This is a genomic window from Mesorhizobium sp. P2_D6 (assembly GCF_056404315.1).
In genome coordinates, this window is sequence record NZ_JBFUEG010000016.1 from 16,811 (window position 1) to 39,944 (window position 23,134).

14 protein-coding genes and 6 pseudogenes are annotated in these 23,134 nt (G+C 59.0%); 9 read left to right on the forward strand and 11 right to left on the reverse strand.

Translation table 11 applies throughout. The features are described 5' to 3' along the window. Positions 1-120: 120 nt before the first annotated feature. The 7 genes and pseudogenes from AC1D1L_RS26130 to AC1D1L_RS26160 form a co-directional block, all read right to left on the reverse strand. Complete coding sequence (locus AC1D1L_RS26130; protein WP_436175204.1) at positions 121-2,637, reverse strand: ATP-binding protein; 2,517 nt, start codon at positions 2,635-2,637, stop codon at positions 121-123. A gap of 984 nt (positions 2,638-3,621) precedes the next feature. Beyond that, positions 3,622-4,223: pseudogene (locus AC1D1L_RS26135) on the reverse strand (ISKra4 family transposase); the annotation flags it as partial. Between the two features lie 14 nt (positions 4,224-4,237). Then, positions 4,238-4,365: pseudogene (locus AC1D1L_RS26140) on the reverse strand (IS630 family transposase); the annotation flags it as partial. A gap of 111 nt (positions 4,366-4,476) precedes the next feature. Then, positions 4,477-5,364, reverse strand: coding sequence for a dihydrodipicolinate synthase family protein (locus tag AC1D1L_RS26145; protein WP_436175433.1), 888 nt, complete (start codon positions 5,362-5,364; stop codon positions 4,477-4,479). 18 nt (positions 5,365-5,382) lie between these two features. Continuing rightward, positions 5,383-6,021, reverse strand: coding sequence for a LysE family translocator (locus AC1D1L_RS26150; RefSeq protein WP_436175205.1), 639 nt, complete (start codon positions 6,019-6,021; stop codon positions 5,383-5,385). A gap of 84 nt (positions 6,022-6,105) precedes the next feature. Next, entirely contained in the window at positions 6,106-6,795 is a 690-nt protein-coding gene (locus AC1D1L_RS26155; protein WP_436175206.1) for a B3/B4 domain-containing protein, read from the reverse strand. A gap of 399 nt (positions 6,796-7,194) precedes the next feature. Next, positions 7,195-7,947: a carbonic anhydrase gene (locus AC1D1L_RS26160; RefSeq protein ID WP_436175207.1), complete on the reverse strand. Its 753-nt coding sequence runs from the start codon at positions 7,945-7,947 to the stop codon at positions 7,195-7,197. Positions 7,948-8,489: 542 nt separating this feature from the next. Here AC1D1L_RS26160 and AC1D1L_RS26165 point away from each other — a divergent pair. Both AC1D1L_RS26165 and glmS read left to right on the forward strand, forming a co-directional pair. Next, positions 8,490-9,136, forward strand: a pseudogene (locus AC1D1L_RS26165) (acyl-homoserine-lactone synthase). A 454-nt stretch (positions 9,137-9,590) separates the two neighbouring features. Then, complete coding sequence (gene glmS, locus AC1D1L_RS26170; RefSeq protein ID WP_436175208.1) at positions 9,591-11,414, forward strand: glutamine--fructose-6-phosphate transaminase (isomerizing); 1,824 nt, start codon at positions 9,591-9,593, stop codon at positions 11,412-11,414. Positions 11,415-11,809: 395 nt separating this feature from the next. Here the strand turns inward: glmS and AC1D1L_RS26175 are convergent, their stop codons facing one another. Together AC1D1L_RS26175 and AC1D1L_RS26180 are read right to left on the reverse strand one after the other, a co-directional pair. Beyond that, positions 11,810-12,073 (reverse strand): hypothetical protein, encoded by a 264-nt coding sequence (locus AC1D1L_RS26175; RefSeq protein WP_436175209.1) that lies wholly within the window; start codon positions 12,071-12,073, stop codon positions 11,810-11,812. 323 nt (positions 12,074-12,396) lie between these two features. Beyond that, the gene (locus AC1D1L_RS26180) at positions 12,397-13,560 is read right to left on the reverse strand and encodes a porin (protein WP_477344240.1); all 1,164 of its coding nucleotides are present in this window, start codon (positions 13,558-13,560) and stop codon (positions 12,397-12,399) included. A 1,345-nt stretch (positions 13,561-14,905) separates the two neighbouring features. On the opposite strand from AC1D1L_RS26180, the gene hemN (AC1D1L_RS26185) reads away from it, so the two are divergent. Continuing rightward, the gene (gene hemN / locus AC1D1L_RS26185; protein WP_477344242.1) at positions 14,906-16,231 is read left to right on the forward strand and encodes an oxygen-independent coproporphyrinogen III oxidase; all 1,326 of its coding nucleotides are present in this window, start codon (positions 14,906-14,908) and stop codon (positions 16,229-16,231) included. A 1-nt stretch (position 16,232) separates the two neighbouring features. Here hemN (AC1D1L_RS26185) and AC1D1L_RS26190 read toward each other — a convergent pair whose 3' ends face one another. After that, on the reverse strand, positions 16,233-16,523 hold the full coding sequence (locus AC1D1L_RS26190; protein WP_436175212.1) for a ZinT/AdcA family metal-binding protein: 291 nt from the start codon (positions 16,521-16,523) through the stop codon (positions 16,233-16,235). A 302-nt stretch (positions 16,524-16,825) separates the two neighbouring features. On the opposite strand from AC1D1L_RS26190, the gene AC1D1L_RS26195 reads away from it, so the two are divergent. The 6 genes and pseudogenes from AC1D1L_RS26195 (at position 16,826) to AC1D1L_RS26220 (ending at position 21,243) form a co-directional block, all read left to right on the forward strand. Next, positions 16,826-17,224: a hypothetical protein gene (locus AC1D1L_RS26195; RefSeq protein ID WP_477344243.1), complete on the forward strand. Its 399-nt coding sequence runs from the start codon at positions 16,826-16,828 to the stop codon at positions 17,222-17,224. Then, positions 17,215-17,604, forward strand: a complete 390-nt coding sequence (locus AC1D1L_RS26200; RefSeq protein WP_477344244.1) for a hypothetical protein — start codon at positions 17,215-17,217, stop codon at positions 17,602-17,604. The genes AC1D1L_RS26195 and AC1D1L_RS26200 overlap by 10 nt, the downstream gene beginning before the upstream one ends. Before the next feature lie 657 nt (positions 17,605-18,261). Beyond that, positions 18,262-18,760: pseudogene (locus AC1D1L_RS26205) on the forward strand (VirB8/TrbF family protein). Positions 18,761-18,768: 8 nt separating this feature from the next. Then, positions 18,769-19,778: pseudogene (gene trbG / locus AC1D1L_RS26210) on the forward strand (P-type conjugative transfer protein TrbG). A 689-nt stretch (positions 19,779-20,467) separates the two neighbouring features. Beyond that, a pseudogene (locus tag AC1D1L_RS26215) lies at positions 20,468-20,961 on the forward strand (TraB/TrbI/VirB10 family type IV secretion system protein). Between the two features lie 12 nt (positions 20,962-20,973). Then, positions 20,974-21,243, forward strand: coding sequence for a DUF2274 domain-containing protein (locus tag AC1D1L_RS26220; protein ID WP_436175216.1), 270 nt, complete (start codon positions 20,974-20,976; stop codon positions 21,241-21,243). Between the two features lie 537 nt (positions 21,244-21,780). Here the strand turns inward: AC1D1L_RS26220 and hemN (AC1D1L_RS26225) are convergent. After that, positions 21,781-23,130: an oxygen-independent coproporphyrinogen III oxidase gene (gene hemN, locus AC1D1L_RS26225; protein WP_436175217.1), complete on the reverse strand. Its 1,350-nt coding sequence runs from the start codon at positions 23,128-23,130 to the stop codon at positions 21,781-21,783. Between the last annotated feature and the right edge of the window lie 4 nt (positions 23,131-23,134).

Consider the following 23,134-nt stretch of genomic DNA (forward strand, 5'->3'; position numbering starts at 1 on the left):
CTAGAACAACGTCTCTGCATCGATAAGTCCATTGTGATGCGACGCGTCGTTTTGTTCTGCTTCGATGTCTTTTGCCAGGCCTTCTCACATTACTTGCATAGAATGAGCGCGTCGGCGGCATCACGCCATCATCATTATACGAATCGCATGCTCTATTGTCCTGGACGAGACCGGTCTCGCTAGCCGAAGGACGAAGGCCTGATTGTCAGATGTGACCGGCATGGGGTCGATGTCACCGATGACTATGAAAGGCACCGCCATGATGGTGGGGCATACGGGCTCGGCCCGTCCTCGCTCGAGGAAAGGCGTCTTCGCCAAAATCAGCAGGTCAGCTGCCTTCCCGCTCTCGATCCAGCCGCAGAGACTTTCGAAGGTCGCGAAGCCGATCGGCTCATAACCCAGCGCGGCGATATTGTCCTTGTGAATCTCCAACTCTGCTGGATCGGGCTCCACGACTGCAATGATTCCGCCGTTGGCCGGTGATCCGTTGTATGGGCCGAAAGTGACGTCAGCGCTGACTGGCTCCTCCTCGGAGGCTGGCAAGTAAATATCAAAGCGCGTACCTCGGCCAACAACCGAGTTGACGTCTAGGCATCCTGCGAGCGCGCACACCTGCCTGTCCACTGCAGCAAGACCCAGCCCGGTCCCGCCGACGCGAGAGCGTGTGGTAAAAAAAGGCTCAAAGACATGCGGAAGTACCGAACCTGCGATTCCTGGGCCATCGTCGCTGATGGAGAGCAGAACGTAATCTCCAGGTCTCAAGGTGCCCTGAGCCAACCGCTTTGTTTCGCAGATGCGGGTCCGAGAAACGCCAACCTCGACACGGCCGTCGTTCAAGACAGCCTCCGATGCGTTCTTGCACAGATTCATAAGGATCTGCTGTATCTCAGTTGGGCTGCCCTCGACAACCGTTTGCCCGTTGATCTTGAAATGCAACTGAACATCTGCACGAACTGTAATGCGCAGCAGTGGCGCAAGGTCCATTACAATTTCGGAGATATTGAAAGGCACTGCCACGCGCTTGCGTTTTTGGCTGAGTGCCAAAATCTGGTCAACGATCAGCTTGGCTCGGTGTCCAGCTAAGATGATTTGGTTGATGGAGTTTTGAATTCTCGAGGGCCGACGCACAAGACCTAGTGCGATCTCTGAAAATCCAATTATTGATCCTAAAATATTATTGAATTCATGTGTAGCGCCGCTTGCGATTGTGCCGACAGTCCTCAGCCTTTCCACATGCTCCCATCGATTCACCAGAAGGTCGCGTTCCGCATTTATACGCTGCATTTCAAGATGGTTGCTTAGACGCGCAATAGAACTGGCAAGAACCCGGAGGTCGTCGGCTGAAGGGAGTGAGCGATCTCCTTCAAAGACGAGGATGCAAACGGCAACCTGCTGACCGGAGGCGCTGCAACCAACAATTTGACAAACACCGGAAGAGCCTCTGGCGGTCCGAACCATTTCCGCCGCCGGGATGACGCGAAACACTGGCCGTCCGGCGCGGACAAGTGAAACGAGTTCATCAATAAGCGCGACGTTCCAGACGCGCATGCACGTGTTCGCCACAAAGTACTCGGTATGCCTGATGAGACTCGGATCCACCAGAGTAAGCGCGCATTGGTCCGCATCGAAAACGCGTTGAATGAGTCTAAGGGCTGCTTCGGTGGAACAGCGCGCCGAGGCATTCTTTGCTATACTATCGTTGAAGCGAGCTTCGATCGCGCTCAATTCCTCTTCAAGCTCCAACCTTTTTTCTAACCGGTTGGTCCGCAGATGCTGCCTGAACGCCCTAATGATCGCTGCCAAGCAAAGGCATATGGACACAGAGCCAAAGAAAAGCCACGTACGCTGCGCCTGCGCGCCGGCCAAACTGTAGCCTTTCAGATGCTCTCGCTCCAGTTCGGCAGCCTTGGAGAACGTGTCGAGGGATGCGATCTGATCGGCAGCTTGCTCCAACCTCCATAAAGAAGACAGGACAGGGCGGAACCTGGCCACGACATCCGCGACAGCTCGGGCCTGGCCCGGAGTAAATCTTTCGAGAAGCTCCATCTGTGAGGCGAGGGTAAGCCCCGGTTCGACTGAAAACACGATCAGTTCGGAGAGTTCAAGCTTGCCGCCCTCAAGGCGGTCAATTGAACGAGCAAGATCTGCGAGAGAGCTTTGCATACGCTGATTATGCTTGACCAAGGCTGAGATGGCAGCCTGCGTGTTTTCGATCGAGTTTACGAGCTGCGCGAGCAATCTGGATTGCCCGGAGGCCTCATCGGGCGAAATCTCGAAATCGCGCTGCAAGTCTTCAAGATTCCTTTGCAATGCCTGTCCGGTAGAAGCAACCGAGTGGTCCACTTCCATGTCGGTCCGAGCACGGGCGACGTCGCGCTGGAGCAATGCATCGTTGATCTGAATCGTTCGCAGCTCGCTTATGACCGCGTCGTTGATCTTGGGGGCCTGCCTCTGCGTCCCGACCAAGAGCGCAATCGAGGCGGCTAAGGCGAGGACAAATGCTTTGTCGCCACTGAGCCATGTTTCCCAAGGAAACGGCGTTCGACCCGCAGCGCATGGGTTGCGAAAGTCTGACCTGAATTCTAGCTCCGCATCGGTTCGGTATGCGGCCGGATGCTGCTGGAACAGGAAAGCCATGTGTACCTCTCCCCTCATAAAGACGGCTTAGACACCGTCGCACTTTGCCCCCTTGGCCCCGCTGACCCTCCGTTGAATTTCGCGGCGATTAGACTTCGACCGTTCTGTTCCGAACTCTGGCCACTCGCGAGCTCGACGCGAACGTGGAAACTGAAGGCACGGCGTTACGGCACGTGAGAACGATAACTGGGCTATCGTGAATGCTGATTTGATAGTTGTTGAGAAGGGAAGGCACCAATGCCAGGCTGACACCGCGTGACGGATTCAATCGAGATTTGCCTGTTTTCGCGCGGCGAGTCGAACCACGCCGATGTTGAAGGTACCGTTGGGTCTCGTCATAATGACCGCAGGAACCGAATACTCTTGAGCCTTCGTTGCGTCAGTCCGCTCAAGCCATCACGCACGCGGCAAAGCTAACTTCCGGCAAGAGTTTCATAGCTGGGCCAACAAATTGCGCCCTATGCCTGACCAGAGTAAGCAGGACGTACGTACGATCGGCATGATCCCCGAGAGCGTTCGCACTTCATCTCTTATCCGGCGAAGGATAGCCCATTGAGCAGCTCACCATCGGTTATGAGATCGAGGCGACACACAAGGCGGGCAACCGGTCGCAGTATTCGGAACTGTCTTCCGAGAGATCATGGAGGGACAGACAAGCCGCACGCTGCAGCAGCCTGGGGATGACACCGGTCGGCCAGCCATTATGCCGCTAACCCGCTTGCGATCTCTGTGCATTGTATCTCCTGCGTGCAGCCCCTGCATTAAGCCAGCGTCGACGACCAGAGCCCATGTTCCACCAAACAAGGGTTAGCTTTCAAGAAGCTGATTGAACAAATTGATTGTTTGGATCGCACGCATCCGAACAATGGATGCAGCTAAATGCAGCGGCGGTTTTCGTTAGATGCGAGCGAGCGTCTCTTGGCAAGAACCACCGCGGGGCGCGGGCGAGGTGAGGGGCTGCACGCCAAGCGCGTCGGGACGGTCATCGAGGATCTGCGTGCGGGTTTGCAGCAGAAGATGTGCGCCGATCCTGCTCCACTGCATCTGCCATTTGTTGGCGACCCGCTTGGAACGGCGTTGACGGTGGCCTTGACGAGGGCCGAAGAGATGCGATCTCCGGACCGCTAACGTCGCCGTAATTAATCAGGCTGGCACTGTTGGAGGCGATGTAGGCCTGGTGAACTCGCCGATGGCGGTCAGGAACTTGCGCATGTTCGGCTAGCCTGTTTCGAGACCTTCCGCGTCGAATTGCAGGTCGGCGATTTCGTGACGGGCCCGATAGACGTCAACATGCCAGAGATGCCATTTGATCCTGCGCAGAGTTTCGAGCAGGTCCTGTCCGGTCTGCTCGTCCTGGTTTTCGAGCCCTTGCACGAACTGCCTGATGCGCACGGTGATATGGAACCAGTCGGCGATTCTTCCCTACCGTCGGTGATGAAGGTGAGATCCTGATTGGCTTGGACGGGCTGCTTCTTGAGATGGTCGAGAATGCGCCGTTGCGGCTCGCGATCATAGCCATAGACGAAACCGATGTAGCGCGGAGCACCCTCTTCAGGCAGCGAGCGGCCTACGATCAGCTCGAAATTCTACTTCCGGTCGTTTGGTCGCGGATGAAAGTTCGATGCGGCTGCAGAACGCGTTTGCGATGGCCGCCCATCTTCCCGGCGCTACCGGAGCACGATAACGTTGCGACCATTTCACCACCGAAGAGACCGCAAAGCCAAAGCGCGACCAACCCGATCCAATTCTGCGCCGCCCAACTTCCATCTCGAACGGTGCGCGGAACGCCTGCGCGCCGGGTGCCTAACTAACAGTTGCACTGGGCATGCCATTGCTCGGCTATTCGAGCTTCTCCAATGCCTGCCTAATGTCATCTCCGGCGTCCTCCGGCAACGGCAAAATAGGGCGCGGTGGCTGGACGTGCGCCAGACCGAGGTAGTCGGCGATGACGAACATAACGCGGAAGCTGCCGTAGTGTTTGAACAAGGTCCAGAGCGGCCCGAAAGCGCGGTTCAACCGAGTGGACTCCGCCGCGTCGCCGGACTGCGCTGCACGCGTCAGCGCAAGCGCCGGGACCGCCAGCAGACCTGCCGCAACGCTGTACCAGGTGTCACATCCGGCAAGCAGGGCATCCGCCGCGCCCCAATCGCCGCTGTATCCGATTGTGAACGTGTCAGGCGTCATCGACCGCAAACGTGCCAGTTCCCCCGCGTAATCGTCATTCGCTGCCAGAGGCATTTTCACCGCGACGATGTTGGACACCTCTGACAGCCGGGCGATCAATGCGTCGCTGAATGTGAAGCGCGTGGTGCTTGGATTGTTATATATGCACAAAGGCAATTCCCCCGCCTCGGCCACCGCGACGAAGTGCTGGAAGACTTCGTCCTCGTTCAGGGGAACGTAGGACATCGGTGCCAGGAGCAGGCCGTCAGCGCCAGCGGATTTGGCATCGCGCGCCAGAGCCTGAGCTTCATCGGTACGCAATGCACCCACACCCACGACAAGAGGCGTTTTGCCGCCGATGCATTCCACGGCAGCCTGAACGGCACGCTTGCGTTCTTCCCTGGTGAGGTAAGCATAACCGCCCGTGCTCCCCAGAAGGCCGATGGAGTCCGCTCCGGCGCGTTGAATACGCTCGAGAAAACGAGCCAGACCCTCGGTGTCGACATGCCCTTCCGCATCGGTTGGCGTAAGGGGGAACGCCGACAGGCCGCGAAACAAAGTCATCATCCATTCCTTTCGAAACTATATACGGGAAAGCAGCATACGCAGCCCGGCGAACGCGAAGAACATCGCCAACAGACTTTCGATCCAGCGGCGGCAGCGGCGATACAGAGCCACCATAGGCGGTGTGGAGAAGACAATGGCGTAGCCGCAGAATATCGTGACACTTAGGATGGCGCAGCCACCCAATATCGCCGCGATGCTCTGCCACGATGAATTCGGGCCGATCCCCAGCGTGACGAGCGCGATCCATGCTAGCACGGATTTTGGGTTCGCCAAATGCATCAAGAGGCCCTTCCTATAGAGCTCACCCCGCGAAAGAGCGACTTGGTCGGTCGATGCGCGCACCGCCAGCTTCTCGTTCGACGTAAGCGCCGACCGTCCCGCCCTGAAGGCGAGGAATAGCAGGTAAAGCCCCCCGAAAACCTGCAGAACGAGCAGTGCCTGGGCGTACCTGGCCAACAGGGCGGAGATGCCGGTGGAGGCCATAAAACCCCAAAAGATCGAGCCGCTGACGACGCCGGAGGCGAGCATGAGCGCAGCACCTCTGCCGCGCGCCATCGCAACCCCCATAATGCGCATGTTGCTCGGGCCGGGGCTCCCCGCGGCAATGACATATGCAGCAAAGACGATGAGCAACTGATGGAGATCGACATTCATTCTCTCAGCCCTTGATAATCTCGATCGGATCGATCGCGCCGGATGCCCCGGGCGGCCATGGATCCGCTCGCTCGACCGGAAACCTCATCCGGCGATGGCAATTTCTTGGCTCGCGATTTTGCAGCCAGGCATCAAGGCATTCAGCCCTCCGACCATGGCATCCGTCGCCTCTGCCAATGCATCGTCCGGCATGGTCTCCAACGCCTCCAATACGAACCACATCCGGCCTGTTAGGGTCTTCAGGCGGGTTCGAGTGCCCTGTCGCCAGTTCCAGCGTCGGCAGGTGACGCCAATGTCGTCGCGCCAGATGACCTCACCGGGCAAGGGAGCATCGTTGACCGCCTCTCCATTCACCATGGTGTCGAACGTCTCACTCCCGTCAGCGATCGTCAGGTGGGGTCTTCCGACATAGGCGTCAAAATTCTCTCCACCCACCGGGACTGCGTATTTCAGGCTGATGGCGTTGTAGAGATCGACGATCGGGTTGATCGTCGAAAGAGTGCCGTCTTTCAGAACCCGCTTTCTGAGGGCCTGGGCTGAGCACGGCGTACGGTTAGGCTTCGCGCCAAAGACGACGTCGGCGTCGGACCAACTCGCCAGATGAGCTTCTGCCCAAGCCGGGCCATCCGCCAACGCGCAATCGCAGGCTTCACCAAGCAATCGGGGATCGAAACGTCCTTCTCCAGCTGAAGTGGCATCGACGTAGACGCTCACGGCTCTAAATCCCGATGCAATATTCTTAATTCGACCGTCGATGATGGGACCCTCAAACATCCAGGCAACTCCATCAGTTCGCGCGCAAGCAATCCATGACCGGCGCGACCAGTCACGATCGCTTCCCTGACTGCAAGCCAATATTGCAGTTTACTGGTCCAAACTAAACTGCCACTTTTGGAGATTTTAATTGGTCCAGTATAAGGAAGGTTCTCGCAGCACGGGAGCGACCCGTCGAATTTATCAATCCCTGATCAAGCAGATCCAGGCCGGAGTGTACGGGTGTCGGTGACGCCACCCAGTTCTCCGCAAGCAAGCGGCCCACAAGTTCCCCATGATCCGGTCATGCTGTTGTGAACCCTAGGGCATTATGGTCGATGCCAGCGCCACCAGGGTGGCGTCGTACTGTTCGAAATCCCCCGATTGTTACCGCGGTTTTGCTTGACGCGCGCGATGACCTTAGCTGAGGCCTAGGATGAAGCGCCGATTGGAGGGACGGATCGACCGCGCGTTAGATGCGTAAAGCGTCGTAAACCGCTTGATGTCTGCGGTGTCGACCTCGACCGGTTCCATTGCAACCATCCACTCCACGTTTTCGGTGCAGGGCGGAGTCGTTAATGATCCCTCATAGGTCCAGTAGCCGAGCGAGGCCGGCAAAAGCCCGTTGGGATCGAACTCGTCAACTGCCATCTCCTCGCCGGGCCGGGCCGGAAAGACCTTGGCGAGACCGGCAAAGCTGATATTTGTCGCGCCAGGCGTAAGAAGGGCGCTCAGCACACCCAGAGTATCGCTCTTTTTGTCTTTATGGACAAAATGCGCTTCCATCGGGAAGCTCATGCCCGCCACGTGATGCTCGCTCGGCGCATGGAAATGCAACTGTGCCAGTTGGTAGACGCGATCCCCGCGAGTCAAGGTGCTGCCTTCCGGCATGTTGATTTGAATGGTGTGGCCGTTGTTCACCATCCTGCCGCCGCCCTTGAGCCAACTGATGTCGATGCGCGGTATATCCGCCTTTACCGTGCCGGCGATGTCGATGGGTGACTGCTGCCTGCCCGCCGAACAGGCGAAATTTCTCGTGTCCAGATCGGCCCAATGCTCCGGCCCGACCGAGCCGCCATATCCCCAATGGGCGCTGGCCGCACGCGCGGTCTGGGCGCAGATCGGGCACACGCCCAGCGCGATGAATCCTCTAATCAGGTTACGACGATGCATATTGCCTCGCTCCTTGATGCGACCTTATGTCCTTGCTTCCAATTGGTGCAGTCAAGGCACAGCCGCAAGGGCGGGCGTAGGTTGAGCCGCGCCACCAGCGTACACGCCAGCCAGTCCTCGTCGAACTGGTAAACTGGAAGAAGCGTCGCCGCCGGCGATCGTTGGAGGCTACGCTCGCCGGTCCGTAGAAATGGCTGGCGACGTGGCTCAGATTCACCGTGCTGCCGCTGATCAGGCCAACAACCAGCACAGCCGGCGTCGCCGGTCCGGCTGTTACTCGGCGGTATGTGGCGCGTAACGTTGAAGCGGCAGTGTCGGGCAGGCAGTGCATTGCAAAGGATCCCCTCTTTGGCGAGACGAATTCCTCCATTCCAACTGATTCCCGACCTCTCGGCCACCCACTGTGTAGCCTGCCCGCCACGCTCTCCAAGACCATAAAGGCATGGATAAAACTCGCGAATACGCCTTGGAAAGCAGGTCTCAAAGGCCAAGGGGACCTTCCATCTGGAAAATGCCAAGCAAAGCTCGCGTTCGGACGATCCATGCGGTTGCCAGGCTGGCTGCCTCCGGTCAGGCGAGATCCGGATCCGTCCGCGAGGATAGCTGTAAACGTCTCCAGGCTGCATCGCTGTGCGCTTTGCGATTGGGAAGTTCAGACCGGAAGCGAAATGGAAACAGACACCTTTGACGACTTGAAGCCTGTCTATCTGCTGCTCAAGGGATCCGATTGGCGAATTCGTGGCTGCGTGCGCCTCTTGCCAACCACTGGGCCGACCATGTTGCGCGACACATTCCCGGCGCTGCTGGGTGAGGCTGTGGCGCCCGCGAGTCCTGACATATGGGAAAGCAGCCGTTTCGCGCTCGATTTGCCCCCATCAACGCCCAAGGCGGCAGGCGGCCTTGCCCAAGCAACCTACGAGCTCTTCGCCGGCATGATCGAATTCGGCTTGGCCAACAATCTCACCCGGATCGTGACGGTGACCGATACGCGTATGGAACGGATCCTTCGCCTCGCAACGTGGCCATTGTCGCGCATCGGAAAGCCGCAGCCCGTCGGCAAAACGGAGGCGGTGGCCGGGTTTTCGAGATCTCTCACGCCAGCCTGTTGCGCATCCGCTGGAGGGGACGTCTGAATGGGCCGGTACCGTGGCAACCGATTCTCGGCCTGCCGCACGGCCCATGCGGATAGCCAAGACGTGGTGCGTGGCCCCAGGGATCGGAAGAGGGTTTGCTTCTCGTCGCCGAAAGGAGTCATTGCGTCCGGCCTGGAGAAGCAAACCGAGGAATGATGCATGAAGCAGCGTCCGCACAATTGAACGGCGAGATCAAAGAGTGCGGGGCTACCCATTCGCACTCGGCCCAAGTATTCCCCGTCTCCTCCGGCCGGCTTGCATGCTATTAACGCAGGTGAGGGCGCCGGCCATGATATGCGCAGCCCGTTGAAGGCGGAAGCGTACGCCCCCGGTTCACATCACCCGCATTGGACTGAGGTTTAGTTCATCCATGGCGTGGATGATGGCTATCCCAACAATCAATTTTACCGAACTTACCGGATTCCATTAGAAGACTCTAACTGAGCGCATGCCGGGCGGCGTCCCTCGTCTGCGTCGGCTAAGGCTGCCGGGAAGAATTCGGAGAAGAACATGTGCGGAATTGTTGGCATCGTTGGGCAACAGCCGGTGTCGGAACGCCTGGTCGACGCATTGAAGCGTCTGGAATACCGCGGCTATGATTCGGCCGGCATTGCGACGATCACCGAGGGCACCTTGCACCGCCGGCGCGCGGAGGGCAAGCTCGTCAATCTCGAGAGGAGACTCAAGGAAGAGCCGCTGGGTGGTACCATCGGCATCGCCCACACCCGCTGGGCAACCCATGGGCCACCGACGGAACGCAATGCACACCCGCACTTCACGGATGGTGTGGCCGTCGTCCATAACGGCATCATCGAGAATTTCGCCGAACTGAAAGACGAATTGGCGGCGACGGGAGCCGAGTTCCAGACCGACACCGACACTGAGGTCCTTGCGCATCTCTTGGCAAGGCACCGCCGGGAGGGCATGAGGCGTGGTGAGGCGGTGCATGCCATGCTGAAAAGCGTCAGGGGTGCCTACGCGCTTGCCATCCTCTTTGAGGATGATCCGTCGACCATCATTGCGGCGCGCAATGGACCACCGCTGGCGATCGGTCACGGCGACGGCGAAATGTTCCTGGGCTCCGACGCGATCGCGCTTGCTCCATTCACGAATGAAATCACCTATCTCATCGACGGTGACTGGGCCGTTGTCGGCAGGACGGGCGCTGATATCTTTGATTACGACGGCCACCCCGTCGCGCGTCCGCGCCAGACCTCCGTGGCCGTGGCCACTCTGGCCAACAAGGGCAACCATCGCCACTTCATGGAGAAGGAAATCCTCGAGCAGCCCGAGGTCATCGCCGATGCGCTCGGTCATTATATCAATTTCATCGAAAATGGTGCCGATGCGGTTTTTGGCATCGACTTCGCCAAGATCCCGAGCTTGGCGATCTCTGCCTGCGGCACCGCATATCTCGCCGGGCTGATCGGAAAATACTGGTTCGAGCGCTATGCGCGCCTGCCGGTCGAAATAGATGTTGCATCCGAATTCCGCTATCGCGAGATTCCGTTGTCGCCGCAGTCTGCGGCTCTGTTCATTTCACAGTCGGGCGAAACCGCCGATACGCTGGCATCGCTGAGGTACTGCAAGCAGCTTGGGCTGAAAATTGGCGCTGTCGTCAATGCGCGCGAATCGACCATCGCTCGGGAGGCCGATGTGGTCTTCCCGATCCTTGCCGGCCCAGAGATCGGCGTCGCCTCCACCAAGGCCTTCACCTGCCAGCTAGCCGCTCTTGCCGCACTCGCCATCCACGCAGCCAAGGCCCGCGGAACCGTGACCGAAGATGAGGTGCAGGCGCTCGTCGAGAGCCTCACCGAATTGCCGCGCCTCATGAGGCAGGTACTGGACAGCATCCAGCCGGAGATTGAGCTTCTGTCGCGCGAACTGTCAAAGTGTCATCATGTCCTTTATCTCGGCCGTGGCACAAATTTCCCGCTGGCGATGGAGGGTGCGCTGAAGCTCAAGGAGATTTCCTACATCCACGCTGAAGGCTATGCGGCGGGTGAATTGAAGCACGGTCCTATCGCATTGATAGACGAGAACATGCCAGTGATCGTCATCGCGCCACATGATCGCTTTTTCGACAAGACCCTCTCCAACATGCAGGAAGTGGCCGCCCGCGGAGGGCGCATTATCCTCATCACCGATGGAAAAGGGGCAGCCGCATCGAAACTCGATACGATGCACACGATCGTGCTGCCGGCCACCGACGAGATTATCGCGCCGATGATCTTCTCGCTGCCGATACAGCTTCTTGCGTACCACACGGCGCTCTTCATGGGCACAGATCTCGACCAGCCACGCAACCTGGCAAAATCAGTCACCGTCGAATGATGTGACGCCTTCATTAGTCGCAACGCTCGCCCATTCGGAAAAACTCCAAGCACTTCAACCGGCGCTCAAGCGCGCCGCTACCGCCTTGCCGTTATTTGCTGGAGCATGCCGTTTAGCGACGATTGGTTATCCCTTTGGCCTCCCCTCACGCTGCTTGGCTGTGCCTACGGGCAAACCCGGTCGAGAAAAGCATCGAATACGCAGCAATAGCGCTAACCACAAAGCGATCCTCCTGCCGCATGCGGATAAAACCCTTCGTTGTCCACTATTTCGTCCTCGCTCGATGATTGCGGCTCGCCGCGGTCTTCGTCGGTGAGACGGTTGTCCCGTGACTTTGCCAGGCGGCCAGCTGCGATGTGCGGGCTGTAGGAATCCCGTGTAACCTCGTTCTGGATCTAACGCTCACCGATAGGCCCGGCCAGTCGCAAGAGGACCGGGCGATGATCGGACACTTCCAGGAACCGCTCGATGGTTCGGTCGAGCGCGAGGATCATGAAATCGTGGCCGCACGGCACGAGATTGGGCGAGACAAAGACATGGTCGATCAGCGACTTGAAGGGCGCCTTGACGCAGGTGATTTGCTTGTCCGAAGCATCCTGCGCGGCGAGCGCGGTCAGGCCGGCGGCGGTCAGCGCGGTCTCCGGAAGCCAAGGTTGCATTGGGTCGCCGCCGATTCAGTCGTTATCGAAGCTGGGATCCTGGGCGAGTTCGGCGATTGCTTCGGCGATCACGCGCCCACCCATCTGCCGGCGGCCTCCACCGTGTCGCCGGACTGCGCCGCACGCGTCAGCGCAAGCGCCGGGACCGCCAGCAAACCTGCCGCAACGCTTTACCAGCTGTCACATCCCGGCAAGCGGGGCATCGGCCGCGCCCTAATCGCAGCTGTATCCGATTGCAAACGTGTCAGGGCTTATCTGCCGCAGGCGTGGCAGGTCCCCCGCATAATCGTCATTCGCCGCTCGAGATGAAGCTCTTCCTCCCGTTAGAATGAACGTTCGAAACGGAGGATGCCGCCGACACTGCTCTTTTTGTTGGCATTAGCCCAGCTAATGGAAGGGTCGACCTTGCCGACGGCGAAGTCGCCGTAGCGGTCATAGTCGAGTTCGGCTGTAATTGTGAAATCTGCAAGAAACGCATAGGCAACGTTTGCAGCGACACCATAGTTCCTGAGCTGATCACCCGAGAGCTGAAGATTCAACGACGTTGTCTCATTGAGCTTGTAAGTGGCGCCGGCCCAGAAAGCCCAGTTACCGCCCCAACTTTTGTAGAACCCGCGACCATGAGCGTCGATTGCGTTAGTGACGTCATCGTTGAGCTTGCCGCTGGAGCCGTAGCCGAACATTCCGAATAGCGAGAGTTGGTCGGTAACATCGACGTCGATGCGGACCTTGCCGGCGACCGATTCGTAGTTGCTATCATAAGCGACAACGCCGGTGATCGCGCCCCAGTGTTGTGTGTATTTCACTCCACCGACTAGGTGCGGAACGTAGCTGTCGATGGTGCCGACCAGGCCCGAGCCTTCTTCGAGTGAAACCACAGCCGAAAAGCCGTTACCGGCGTCAAAGTAGTACTGAACCACATTAGTATCGAAGGCGCCGTACGGGATAAGCATCTGATTGAGCACGTCGCCCGCGTAGCCAATAAACATGTCGAAGGCGGACCAGTCCTTGCCAACTCGGAGGCCACCAAGCTGAACCCAGGCGAAAGTCAACGTGATGCCTTGGCTGAAGGCATAGTATCGAGGACTGTCCGAACCGGAATAGGTGGTGTGCTTGCCGTAGTTCATGCGGGTCTGGATGTAGGTCTGCAATGTACCGAGTTCGGTCTCTTGCCCGGTCCAAGTTTTGAATGTGAAGCGCGTGTGGTTTTGCCATATGGCCTGGGCCTCGCCAGTCTTCACATCCGTGGTTCTAGCTTGGTCATACGATACGACATCGCCGAGGCCGATGTCGTAACGGACATAGCCGCCGATGCGCAGGCAGGTCTCGGTGCCGGGGATGTAGTAGTAACCAGCGCCGTAAACGTCGCAGATCTTGACATATTCAACGGGCTCAGGCTCGGCCAGGACGATGGCGTCGGCGGCTCGGGCAGAGGAAACGGCGATCAGGGCCGCAGCTGAGCCGAGCAGGAGGCTCCTGATGTTCATTCTTGATCTCCGTTCAAATATTGAAGAAGGGGACGTCAACGAACGAGCCAGCCCTTCCTGTCCCCACAATCGAAAACGATGCACATCGCGCTGCGCCTATCGCAGTGTGACACGCGGATCATAATAATTATTCAACAACAGGGGCGATGAAGCTGAATCATACTTTCACACGATAAGTTGTTGTTCTCATATCACCTGCTTGAAATGCCCGGAGAGGAATCAAACACTTCCGAGTTGATCGCCATGATTATCTCCGATAGCTGCGGGCGTACCGTCACAACGGCTTCGAAAATCACCCCGCAAGTGACGTGCCAACCTCACGACCAAGCTACGATTGACACTCAAGTTTGCCGTCGGACCTTGGAATGCGTTTCCTTTTTTGCTCTGAGGGTCAAGCTGAGCACGAAAAGCAAATGTTTCGGACATGGTTCGTCTGTTCGCTTCGCGACAGTATCGTTCAATGGCGATAGCTTTTGTTTGTTTTGAGCCTCGACATTGTTGACATCATGCGAGTGCACCGCTCGGTACGTCAGCCGAGATGCCCCACTGATGCCGACATGCCTAGGCGTAAGCGTCCTCGTTAGGGCGAAGGGCCACACCTCGGCGGTGGCGAGGTGCACCAGCTTTCCAGCTAGTCCGGACAAAGTGGTTCCAAAAGGCGGGAAGGTCGAGACGAGCCGTTGTAAGCCCCTCTCTGAATCGGAAGCCGTGCATGGGCCATTTTTGTTTTTACGGAAGCACATGCGAATTCGCTCGATTGTCAGCTGCGAGCGATGCTTGAGTTGCGCTTCACTCCGGCGCTTTGCCGGGCCACAGGAGCGCGATTTGTCGGTGATCATGCGCCTGGCGTAGCGCTACTTTCTAAATTGGTTCATCCGGCTTGCAGCCTTGGCAGGGGCGGACCTGGACGGCCTCCTCGAGCACAATTCCCGCTCTGACAGACGGTGCGCCACAGCCAAAGCCTCGTGCCGGCAATTAATACGACGAACTCATCGAGATGCCAGGTATCGCTACGTGAGGCCGTCTTACGCACCAGCCGGCGAGCAAAAGTCTGGTCCCAACGCCGAATCGACTGGTCGGATGGGGCATGCTGCGATCCATCGGACGCTGAAGGGAGGGGATAGGATAGTAGCACCAAACGGTGTGCGGGAAAGTCTCGACGGGAAACCCAGGGCGCTTGTCGCTGACCAGCGCGTGCGTGCTCATACCATCGCTGTCCAGCCAAGGCTGAATGGGGCTATCGCTGCGAAATAATCGGGCCCAAAGCGGACCGGACTGATATAGCGCAAAGACACAGGAGAGCGCAGTGGTAAGGATGGAAGGCAACAACATGGGACGGTAACTGTTGCAGACCACAAAACATCGCGAAGCCCGCCTGCCTTGGTACACCATCTATCCGACTGTCGCGGAGTTCTCTGGGGCGGTCGGCGCCGACGCTTATGAGGAATGGCTCAGGAACCTACCGGCTAACGATCCGGCGTCACTCTACTTGCACGTTCCGTTCTGCCGATCAAAGTGCTGGTATTGCGGCTTCCCCACCACCATCACCCGCCATGATGCGCCGATCGTTAATTATCTGGCGGCGCTGCGTGACGAGATACGTTTGGTCTCGGAGCACGCGCCGCAGGCGCTGCCCGTGAGCGATGTGCATTTCGGCGGCGGAACGCCAACTCTCATGGGGCCAGTTGAGTTCCTCGCCCTGACGGAATTCCTGCGCCGCCACTTTGCGCTTGCGGAAACAGCTACGATCGCCGTCGAGATCGATCCACGCAGGTTCACGGCCGATATGGCCGAAGCCTTGCAAGCAGCCGGCGTGAACCGCGCGAGCCTCGGCGTGCAGAGCTTCGATCCCATTGTTCAAAAAGCGATCAACCGGGTCCAGAGTGAGGCGCAGACGGCGGCTGCCGTCGAAATGCTGCGTCGGCATGGAGTGACAAGCATCAACTTCGACCTCATCTTTGGTCTCCCGCATCAAACGGTGCAGTCTTGCGTCGAGACCACGAGGGCGGCGGTCGCCATGCGCCCCAACCGGCTTGCGGTGTTCGGCTACTCGCACATTCCGTCCTTTATTAAGAATCAGCGCCTCATCGAGGAGGCATCGCTTCCGGGCAGCGCTGCCCGCGCCGAACAGGATGCGGCCATTGCCGTGACGCTGATTGCCGCCGGCTACCGAGAGATCGGGCTCGACCATTTCGCCTTGCCGGACGACGATCTCGCGCTGGCACAGAAAACCGGTCGCCTGCGGCGCAACTCGCTGGGCTACTCGGCCGACACCTGCAAAACCCTGATCGGTTTCGGCGCGTCGGCTATCGGGCGTGTCGGCGAGGGCTACGTCCAGAACGAGGTTACACGGGATTCCTACTGCCGGCACATCGCAGCTGGCCGTCTGGCGACGTCAAAGGGCTACCGTCTCACCGACGAAGACCGCGCGCGAGCCGCAATCATCGAGCGACTAATGTGCGATCTCGAGGCCGATGTGCCGGCAATCTGTGCCGCCCACGGATCTGATCCGATCCATTTTCTCGATTCAGCTGAACGCTTGGCGATGCTTGCCAAGGACGGGATTGTGGACATCGAAAAGGGTTTTGTCCGCGTACGGCGGCAGCATCGCTTTGCGATGCGCGTTGTCGCTGCCGCATTCGACGCTTTTCTCGACCGGGTTGCCCGCTGAGTCAGCCAACCAAGTGTGAGGAGGCCAAGGCGACGCCGAAGCGAAATTTGACGCCCATGCGGTTTCCTTTCTTCGAGGTCAGGATTTCACAGCCGTCGCCGGCGTAGCAGGCCTCAAGCGGCTTCCCGCCCTCGAAGAAAGCCACGGTGTCGCCATCGATCGTGATCCGCTCGAATTGGTGCGATAGCCGATCTCGTAGTAGGCGCGTACTCATCTGCGCTCTGGTCGCCGCTCTCCGCCTTATAAGCCATGACTGGATCGAGCGTTCCATCGTCAGGAAGGGATAGACCAACTGCCAATCCCGGACCCAAATTCGACAGGGCGCGCTGCTTGATCTGGTCGTCCTCAAATGTAGATCGGCTGGACCGCGGGATCGTGGCTATATGCGTGATCTTTCTCAGCTGCTTGATCGTGGATCTTGCCGCTCCCGCCGACGGCCACGATGTGGAAGGGCTTGCCCTCCACGGCGATCTCGCCGTTCCTGGTGAACGATCCCGCCGACACGATATAGGGCTTGAGGGTCGGTCACGACGATGTTGTCCCCTGCCGCGGCGATGCACGGCCGTGCCCGTCCATCGAATAGAGGTCGTGAGCTTGAGCAAGTTGGCGATCTTGCCAGCCACGAAGCTTGGCGTTCTGGTGACGCTCAACAAGGCGACCGCAGCAATGGAACGTGCTGCCAGAGAAGCCGAATCCGTTGAGGCGGGCGGCAAGCTGCGGCCGCGCGTGCAAATCTGTAGGGTCAGGGAACTATTGAAGGGCAGAAAGGCCACGCTTCCACCTGTCTATGACATTATCTCTGCCGCTGCCGCCCGGCAGGTGGCCGCCGCGGTTGCCAAGGCGACAGGAAATACGGGACCCGCCGTCCTTCAAATATTTCATCGCCGGCAGCGGACAGAAAGCCACGAACGATCAGTCGCCGACACCTGTGAACAAGCCGTGTGCGACATTGCAATCATCCATTTATTGGCTCAACTGCCCACATGGCCGTGAATGAACTGGATTTGTTGGTTTTCCAGATGGCAGTGGAAAGCGTCCGCTCACTCTGCTTGAGCTTCAATGACAAAGCGGCGGAGATAGCCGCGAGGAGCCGCGGAAACCTGCTTTTCGATGTGCGGATCGATGATGACGCCAAGGTCCAACGGCTCGCAGCCATCCGATATCGAGGCGGGCAGATTGGTGTGCTGGCGTTGGACAGACAAGGCCTTATTAGCCGCTACTGCGTCGTCGACGGTACCTTCTCCCGCTTCGTTGCACCGTTGGAGAATTGGACCAGCATGCCGGTGTCAATGCAGGCCAAAATCGATGTCACTCACCATGCCGGCCTCTTCCTAGGCGCGTTGCGAACTGCCGGTCATATGCTTGGCAACTAGCGCTGGCGGAACGCATCTATGGATCTTTGCATCCGCCTGGGCGTTTGAGCCGGCGGCTCATCGAAGTTCTGCAGCGCGCGGATGTGCCACGGCCGGGGTGATAGCCGCCTCTGCCCAACAGATCGCCGGCGAGAGCTTGTCGGACAATGAATGTCGTCAATTCACCGTCCGAGAAATGGTGTCTGGCTCACAAGAAGCACAGCGAATTGAGACTGAAACGCAGTCCAGCTGGGAAACCCAGCGCGAAGGCCGGAAGCTAACTTATCTGCGATAGAGGCAACGGGAAGGCGCCTTCCACTTATAAGGCAGCGCCCAATATGTCGGTACTCGCCTGAGGAATTCCCATGGCGGGCAGGGCTACCTCGCGATCCGATCTCGATAGGCTTGTTGTACCTCAGACCGTCTGCCGCAGGAGGCTTCGGGCGCAGCGTTGATGCCGGGCGCGAAGCTGCCTGGACCGCGACCGGTGGTGCGCCGACCGCATCCATGACCGGAAGCCATACTGGTCCGGTCGCTGATGCCGCGCCCGGCTGGGCCAGGCGCCTGCGTTCCGAACAGACAGCCCGTGCCCACAGTCACGCCGCCATGCAGGCCGTCCGTGAAGGCGACAGGCCGGGAGGCAGCGCCAATCCCTCTCTCAACGACAAGGACGACTAAATGCTATTCAAGCGACCCATTCAAGGTTATGGCAAGACGCCCGAGCCGGTCACGCCGTATGAGAAGGCCGCGCAGCTCTGGGACGAGCGCATAGGCTCATCTCGAGTGCAGGCCCGCAACTGGCGGTTCATGGCTCTTGGCTGTCTGACCTTGGCGGCCGGGTTCGCCACCGACCGCGCGGCGCTCTTTCTCAACGAGTACGCCAAGGCGAACGATCCTTCCGGTCAGATCGGCACACGCAGCGTGTCGGTGCAAGTGACCAGCGTGGTCAGGGCTTCCGACAGCTCGTTCCAGGTCAAATGGGCAGGTTTTTGAGCGCTGCAGCCTTGCCAGCACGACGCGCTGGACCGCGATCCTCACCATCGTGATCCGCCCGCCAAGCAATACTGACCAACTGCGCAACAACCCGCTCGGCGTCTTCATCAACGCCATCGATTGGTCGCGCGAGCTCGACAGTGCTGCGCCGACGTCCGTTTCCCCAAAAGGAGTCCACCAATGAAGAATAGAATGTCGTCGGTCCGTGCCGTGCTGATCCTGTCGGCCTCTACAACTCTCCGCCTGCGCGTCGAAGCCGGTACCGCCGCCTGAGATTTCCTATGATGCTGCCGATTTCAAACCAGCCGCAATCGAGAAGCCGCCGGAGAAGCCGGTCAAGATAGTCGAGGTGCCAAAGCCGCTGCCGCTACCCGGTCAGTTACAGCCCAATCCGGGCAGGGTGGCCGAAGACAAGCGCTCTCCTGAAGAACGGGTCTCCGATGCCAATAAAGCAGCGACGCAGCAACCTACCAGGTATGGGTACATGAATGCGGTTCAGGTTTATCCATTCGCCGATGGCGCGCTCTATCAGCTCTACGCCGCACCGGAGCGCGTCACCGATATCGCACTCCAGCCGGGCGAGAAGCTAACAGCCTGTCGGCCGGCGACACGGTGCGTTGGGTGATCGGCGATACCGTCAGCGGCACCGGTGACAATCAGCGCACCATGTGCTGGTAAAACCCTTCGCGCCGGGGCTTACCACCAATCTGGTGATCACCACAGATCGACGCACCTACCATTTGCAGCTTCAAAGCACCGAGAAAACCTCAATGGCGGCGATCTCTTGGACCTATAGCGAGGACCAGATCATCGCGCTACGCCAGCGCAACGCTCAAGCCGAGGGTGCCATGCCGGTAGCTTCGAATGTGGCGCTCGAGAATATCCGCTTCCGGTATTCAATCACCGGCGACACACCACCCTGGAGGCCGATGCGCGCTTTCGACGATGGCAGCAAGGTCTATATCGAATTCCCCCGTCGCATTGATCAGGGTGAAGCGCCTCCTCTCTTCATCGTCGGCGCTGATGACAATGACCAGCTCGTCAACTTCCGTATGCGCGGCAACTATTACATCGTCGATCGCCTCTTTGCTGCCGCCGAACTGCGCCTCGGCGCTAAACAGCAGCAAGTGGTGCGCATCACCAGGACTGACGGCCGGCAACCGCCGCGGCGGATTCCGCTCTTTGCGCGGACCAGCAGGTGAGGGGAGCGCTCATGACCGATACTTCCCGATCCGATGCGCCGCCGAAACTCGATCCCGAGCAGCTGCAATTGCGAGCCTCGCCCCGCCGCGCTGTCCGATTCAGGCGCGGTGTGATCGTCGCCATCGCTGCAGTCGGATCGGGTGCCATTCTGGGCGTCACGATGATGGCGCTTCAAGGACCGGCATGGCGTATCAAGCACCAGGCAGAGGACCGCTATAACACCGAGCGCAAGCCACCCGCCGAGGGACTAGAAGCGCTTCCCAAGGACTATACCGGGATCATGCCGAAGGTCCCTGTGCTCGGACCGCCACTGCCCGGCGACCTCGGTCGCCCCATTCTTGAACGCCAACGTCAGCTCGGCATCGCGCCAGGGCAGGATATCTCCGCCGAGGAGCAGCGCCTTGCCCAGCAAGCAATTGAGGCGCGCGAGTCGCAAGTCTTATTCCGGATCGACAATCGACCCAGACAGACAGATGTCGCCGGCGGCGGGCCGAGTGCGCAGCAGCCGTCTGAGGCGCTTCCGCAATCCGGAGCGACGCGCGCGTCAGCTTCCGTTGCCCCAGCCGAGGGTGACCAGAACAACCAACAGCGCAAGCTCGATTTTATCAGTCAGCGGAACACAAGCGGGACCTACAATCAGCACGCGCTGCCGACGCCGGCCTCACCCTACCAACTGATGGCCGGCAGCATGATTGCGGCCAGTCTCGTCACCGGCATAAATTCCGACTTGCCTGGCCTTGTCGTCGCACAGGTCACCGAGAATGTGCACGTTCCGCAAGGCTCACGCCTCATCGGCACTTATGACAGCGTCGTGGCTTTTGGGCAGAGGCGCGCATTGCTGGTCTGGCAGCGAATAATCCTGCCCGACGGTTCCTCGATCGAAATCGACAATCTGCCAGCGCTGCCGGGCTTGAGGACAAGGTCGATTTTCACACTTGGCAGCTGATCAAGGGAGTTGCTCTAGCGACGCTACTGGGCGGTGGTACCGAGTTGAGCTTTGGGGAAAACGAAAGCGACCTAGTTAAGGCGAGCTGGGAATCCACTCAGCAAAACATCAGTCAAGCCGGCCAGCGCATCACCGAAAAGAACCTGAATATTCAACCCACCATTATCGTCCGCCCCGGTTGGCCCCTACGCGTGATTGTACACAAGGATCTTGTGCTGCGCCCATACCCGACTTGAACAGGAGTAATCATGGCAGATCTGAAACTTGGAATTCCAGACCGGACACCTTCGAAGATGACCATCACCGTTAGCGCGGACCTGAACCAAACACTCAAGGACTATGCGGCGCTTTACCGCCAGACCTATGGCGAGTCTGAAACGGTAGCGGAACTCATACCTTTCATGCTGGCAGGGTTTCTGGAAGGTGACAGAGCGTTTGCCAAGGCCAGAAAGGAAAGCTTGCCTGCCGCCGGCATGTCAGAGAAATCGCGACGCGTGTCAGGTTCAGAGTCCGAGTAATCGAAGCATAAAGTTGGTCAATTGGCGCAGCCGCCCGGGTGCCTAATTTCCCGGCGGTCGCGGCCTACCGATCCGTCATGTAAGGCCTATGCGCGAACTTCGAGCAGCTGGAGGTCAAGTAAGTGCCTGGGCGGCCCGGAAACCGCGAACAGGCGCAGGGCGTGCTAGCCGCACTGATGCATGGTTTCAGACACGTGGGAACGCCGTGCGGTTGTTACTCAGAATGAGCTCATCTCAAAGGGGCATTCAAGAGCCGCAGCGCTGAGTAGCGGAAGCCGCAATGGGGTGCGTCGCTGACATTCAGTGAAAGACTGGGCCGAACAATCCAACCTGCTTGGGCGGATACGAAGTGGAGCCCTGCCTGCAGGGTTCCAGCGGGTCCCAGCCCTCTGCCATGCGACCCCCTTTGGGAAATACCCGCGTCGTCACAGCATCGTAAAGTGGCGCCATATGCACTATCGAATTGTTAGCTGCTGGTTTCGGCGATTTTGAGGAGGTTCGCGATCGACTGAAGACGGTGACGTTCGTCTGTGGCACTCAGACTGCCACTGAGTGCCTGGCCGTTCCACTTTCGAAATATTTGTCGAACTTCGCTGCAATGCTCCTTACAAAGGGACGACTTTCCGCCGATACGACGTAACTGTCACCTTGGAGTTCAAGCGGTCGAGCAGGGTCGCCAATGGCGATGGAGCTTGCTTGGAAAAGAAGCTTTTGTCCGGCTTCCCCGAAGCGTTCCACCAGTTCGGCTGCTGAAAAGCCGAAATCGCACATCAAGCGCTCGATGATCCAGCCGCGAACACGGTCATCTTCGGAAAACGCGATGCCGCGGACCGTGGCCAGATGTCCCCCCTCGACCATGCGTCCATATTCGGCTGTCGACGGCATGTTCTGCGAATAGCCCTGTCGAAACCGGCTGATCGATGACGGCCCGAGCCCGATCAGTGTTTCGCAGCGATCCTCGGTGTAGCCCTGGAAATTGCGGCGGATTGTTCCCGCGCGAGCCGAGACTGCAAGCGCATCATCCGGCTTGGCGAAATGGTCTATTCCAATCGCCTCGTATCCGGCGCCCATGATCAGACGGGCGGCAATTTGCCACTGAGCGAACCGTTCGGCCGGACCCGGCAACCATGCCTCGTCGATCATAGTCTGATGCTTCTTGAACCAGGGCACATGCGCGTAGCCGAACAGCGCCATCCGGTCCGGCTCCAGAGTCAGCGCCTGCGCCACGGTGGAACAGACGCTCTCCCTGGTCTGATGCGGCAGGCCGTAAAGCAAATCGAGGTTCACGGACCCTACGCCGCGAGAGCGAATGCCGTCGACAACCGCCTTGGTCTGCAAAAAGCTCTGCTCGCGGTTGATCGCCTTCTGCACCTTCGGATCGAAATCCTGAACGCCGAGGCTTGCCCGCGCCATGCCGATCTCGGCAAGTGTATCAAGGCGGGCTTCGTCCATGTCGTTGGGTTCGATTTCGACGCTGATCTTCGCATCGGCAAGAAAATCGAAGCTATCCCGCAGGACAGTTCCCAAGGCTATCATATCCTCGGGCTTCAGCATGGTCGGCGAGCCGCCGCCGAAATGCACGGCGCGGACATGGGCCTTGCCGCCGACAAGACCGGCGACAGTCGCGATCTCCGCGTGAAGCGAGCGGAGATACGAAGCCACCGGCTCGTAGCGGCGGGTCTGCTTTGTATGGCACGCACAGAACCAGCACAGCCGGTCGCAATAAGGGATGTGCAGGTAGAGCGAGACCTCGTCACCGCTTTCGAGCGCCTTCAACCAGCTTCGATAGACATCAGCGTCGACGCCAGGATGGAAATGCGGCGCGGTCGGGTAACTGGTATAACGCGGGACGTTCTCGCCAAGCCTGGCAGCTAATTCCGGTCTCATTTGG

Bases quoted from the DNA above. Each gene is read 5' to 3' on its own strand.
- AC1D1L_RS26130 (WP_436175204.1), bottom strand. From the start codon at position 2,637: ATGGCTTTCCTGTTCCAGCAGCATCCGGCCGCATACCGAACCGATGCG.
- AC1D1L_RS26145 (WP_436175433.1), bottom strand. From the start codon at position 5,364: ATGACTTTGTTTCGCGGCCTGTCGGCGTTCCCCCTTACGCCAACCGAT.
- AC1D1L_RS26150 (WP_436175205.1), bottom strand. From the start codon at position 6,021: ATGAATGTCGATCTCCATCAGTTGCTCATCGTCTTTGCTGCATATGTC.
- AC1D1L_RS26155 (WP_436175206.1), bottom strand. From the start codon at position 6,795: ATGTTTGAGGGTCCCATCATCGACGGTCGAATTAAGAATATTGCATCG.
- AC1D1L_RS26160 (WP_436175207.1), bottom strand. From the start codon at position 7,947: ATGCATCGTCGTAACCTGATTAGAGGATTCATCGCGCTGGGCGTGTGC.
- glmS (WP_436175208.1), top strand. From the start codon at position 9,591: ATGTGCGGAATTGTTGGCATCGTTGGGCAACAGCCGGTGTCGGAACGC.
- AC1D1L_RS26175 (WP_436175209.1), bottom strand. From the start codon at position 12,073: ATGCAACCTTGGCTTCCGGAGACCGCGCTGACCGCCGCCGGCCTGACC.
- AC1D1L_RS26180 (WP_477344240.1), bottom strand. From the start codon at position 13,560: ATGAACATCAGGAGCCTCCTGCTCGGCTCAGCTGCGGCCCTGATCGCC.
- AC1D1L_RS26200 (WP_477344244.1), top strand. From the start codon at position 17,215: ATGGCCGTGAATGAACTGGATTTGTTGGTTTTCCAGATGGCAGTGGAA.
- AC1D1L_RS26220 (WP_436175216.1), top strand. From the start codon at position 20,974: ATGGCAGATCTGAAACTTGGAATTCCAGACCGGACACCTTCGAAGATG.
- hemN (WP_436175217.1), bottom strand. From the start codon at position 23,130: ATGAGACCGGAATTAGCTGCCAGGCTTGGCGAGAACGTCCCGCGTTAT.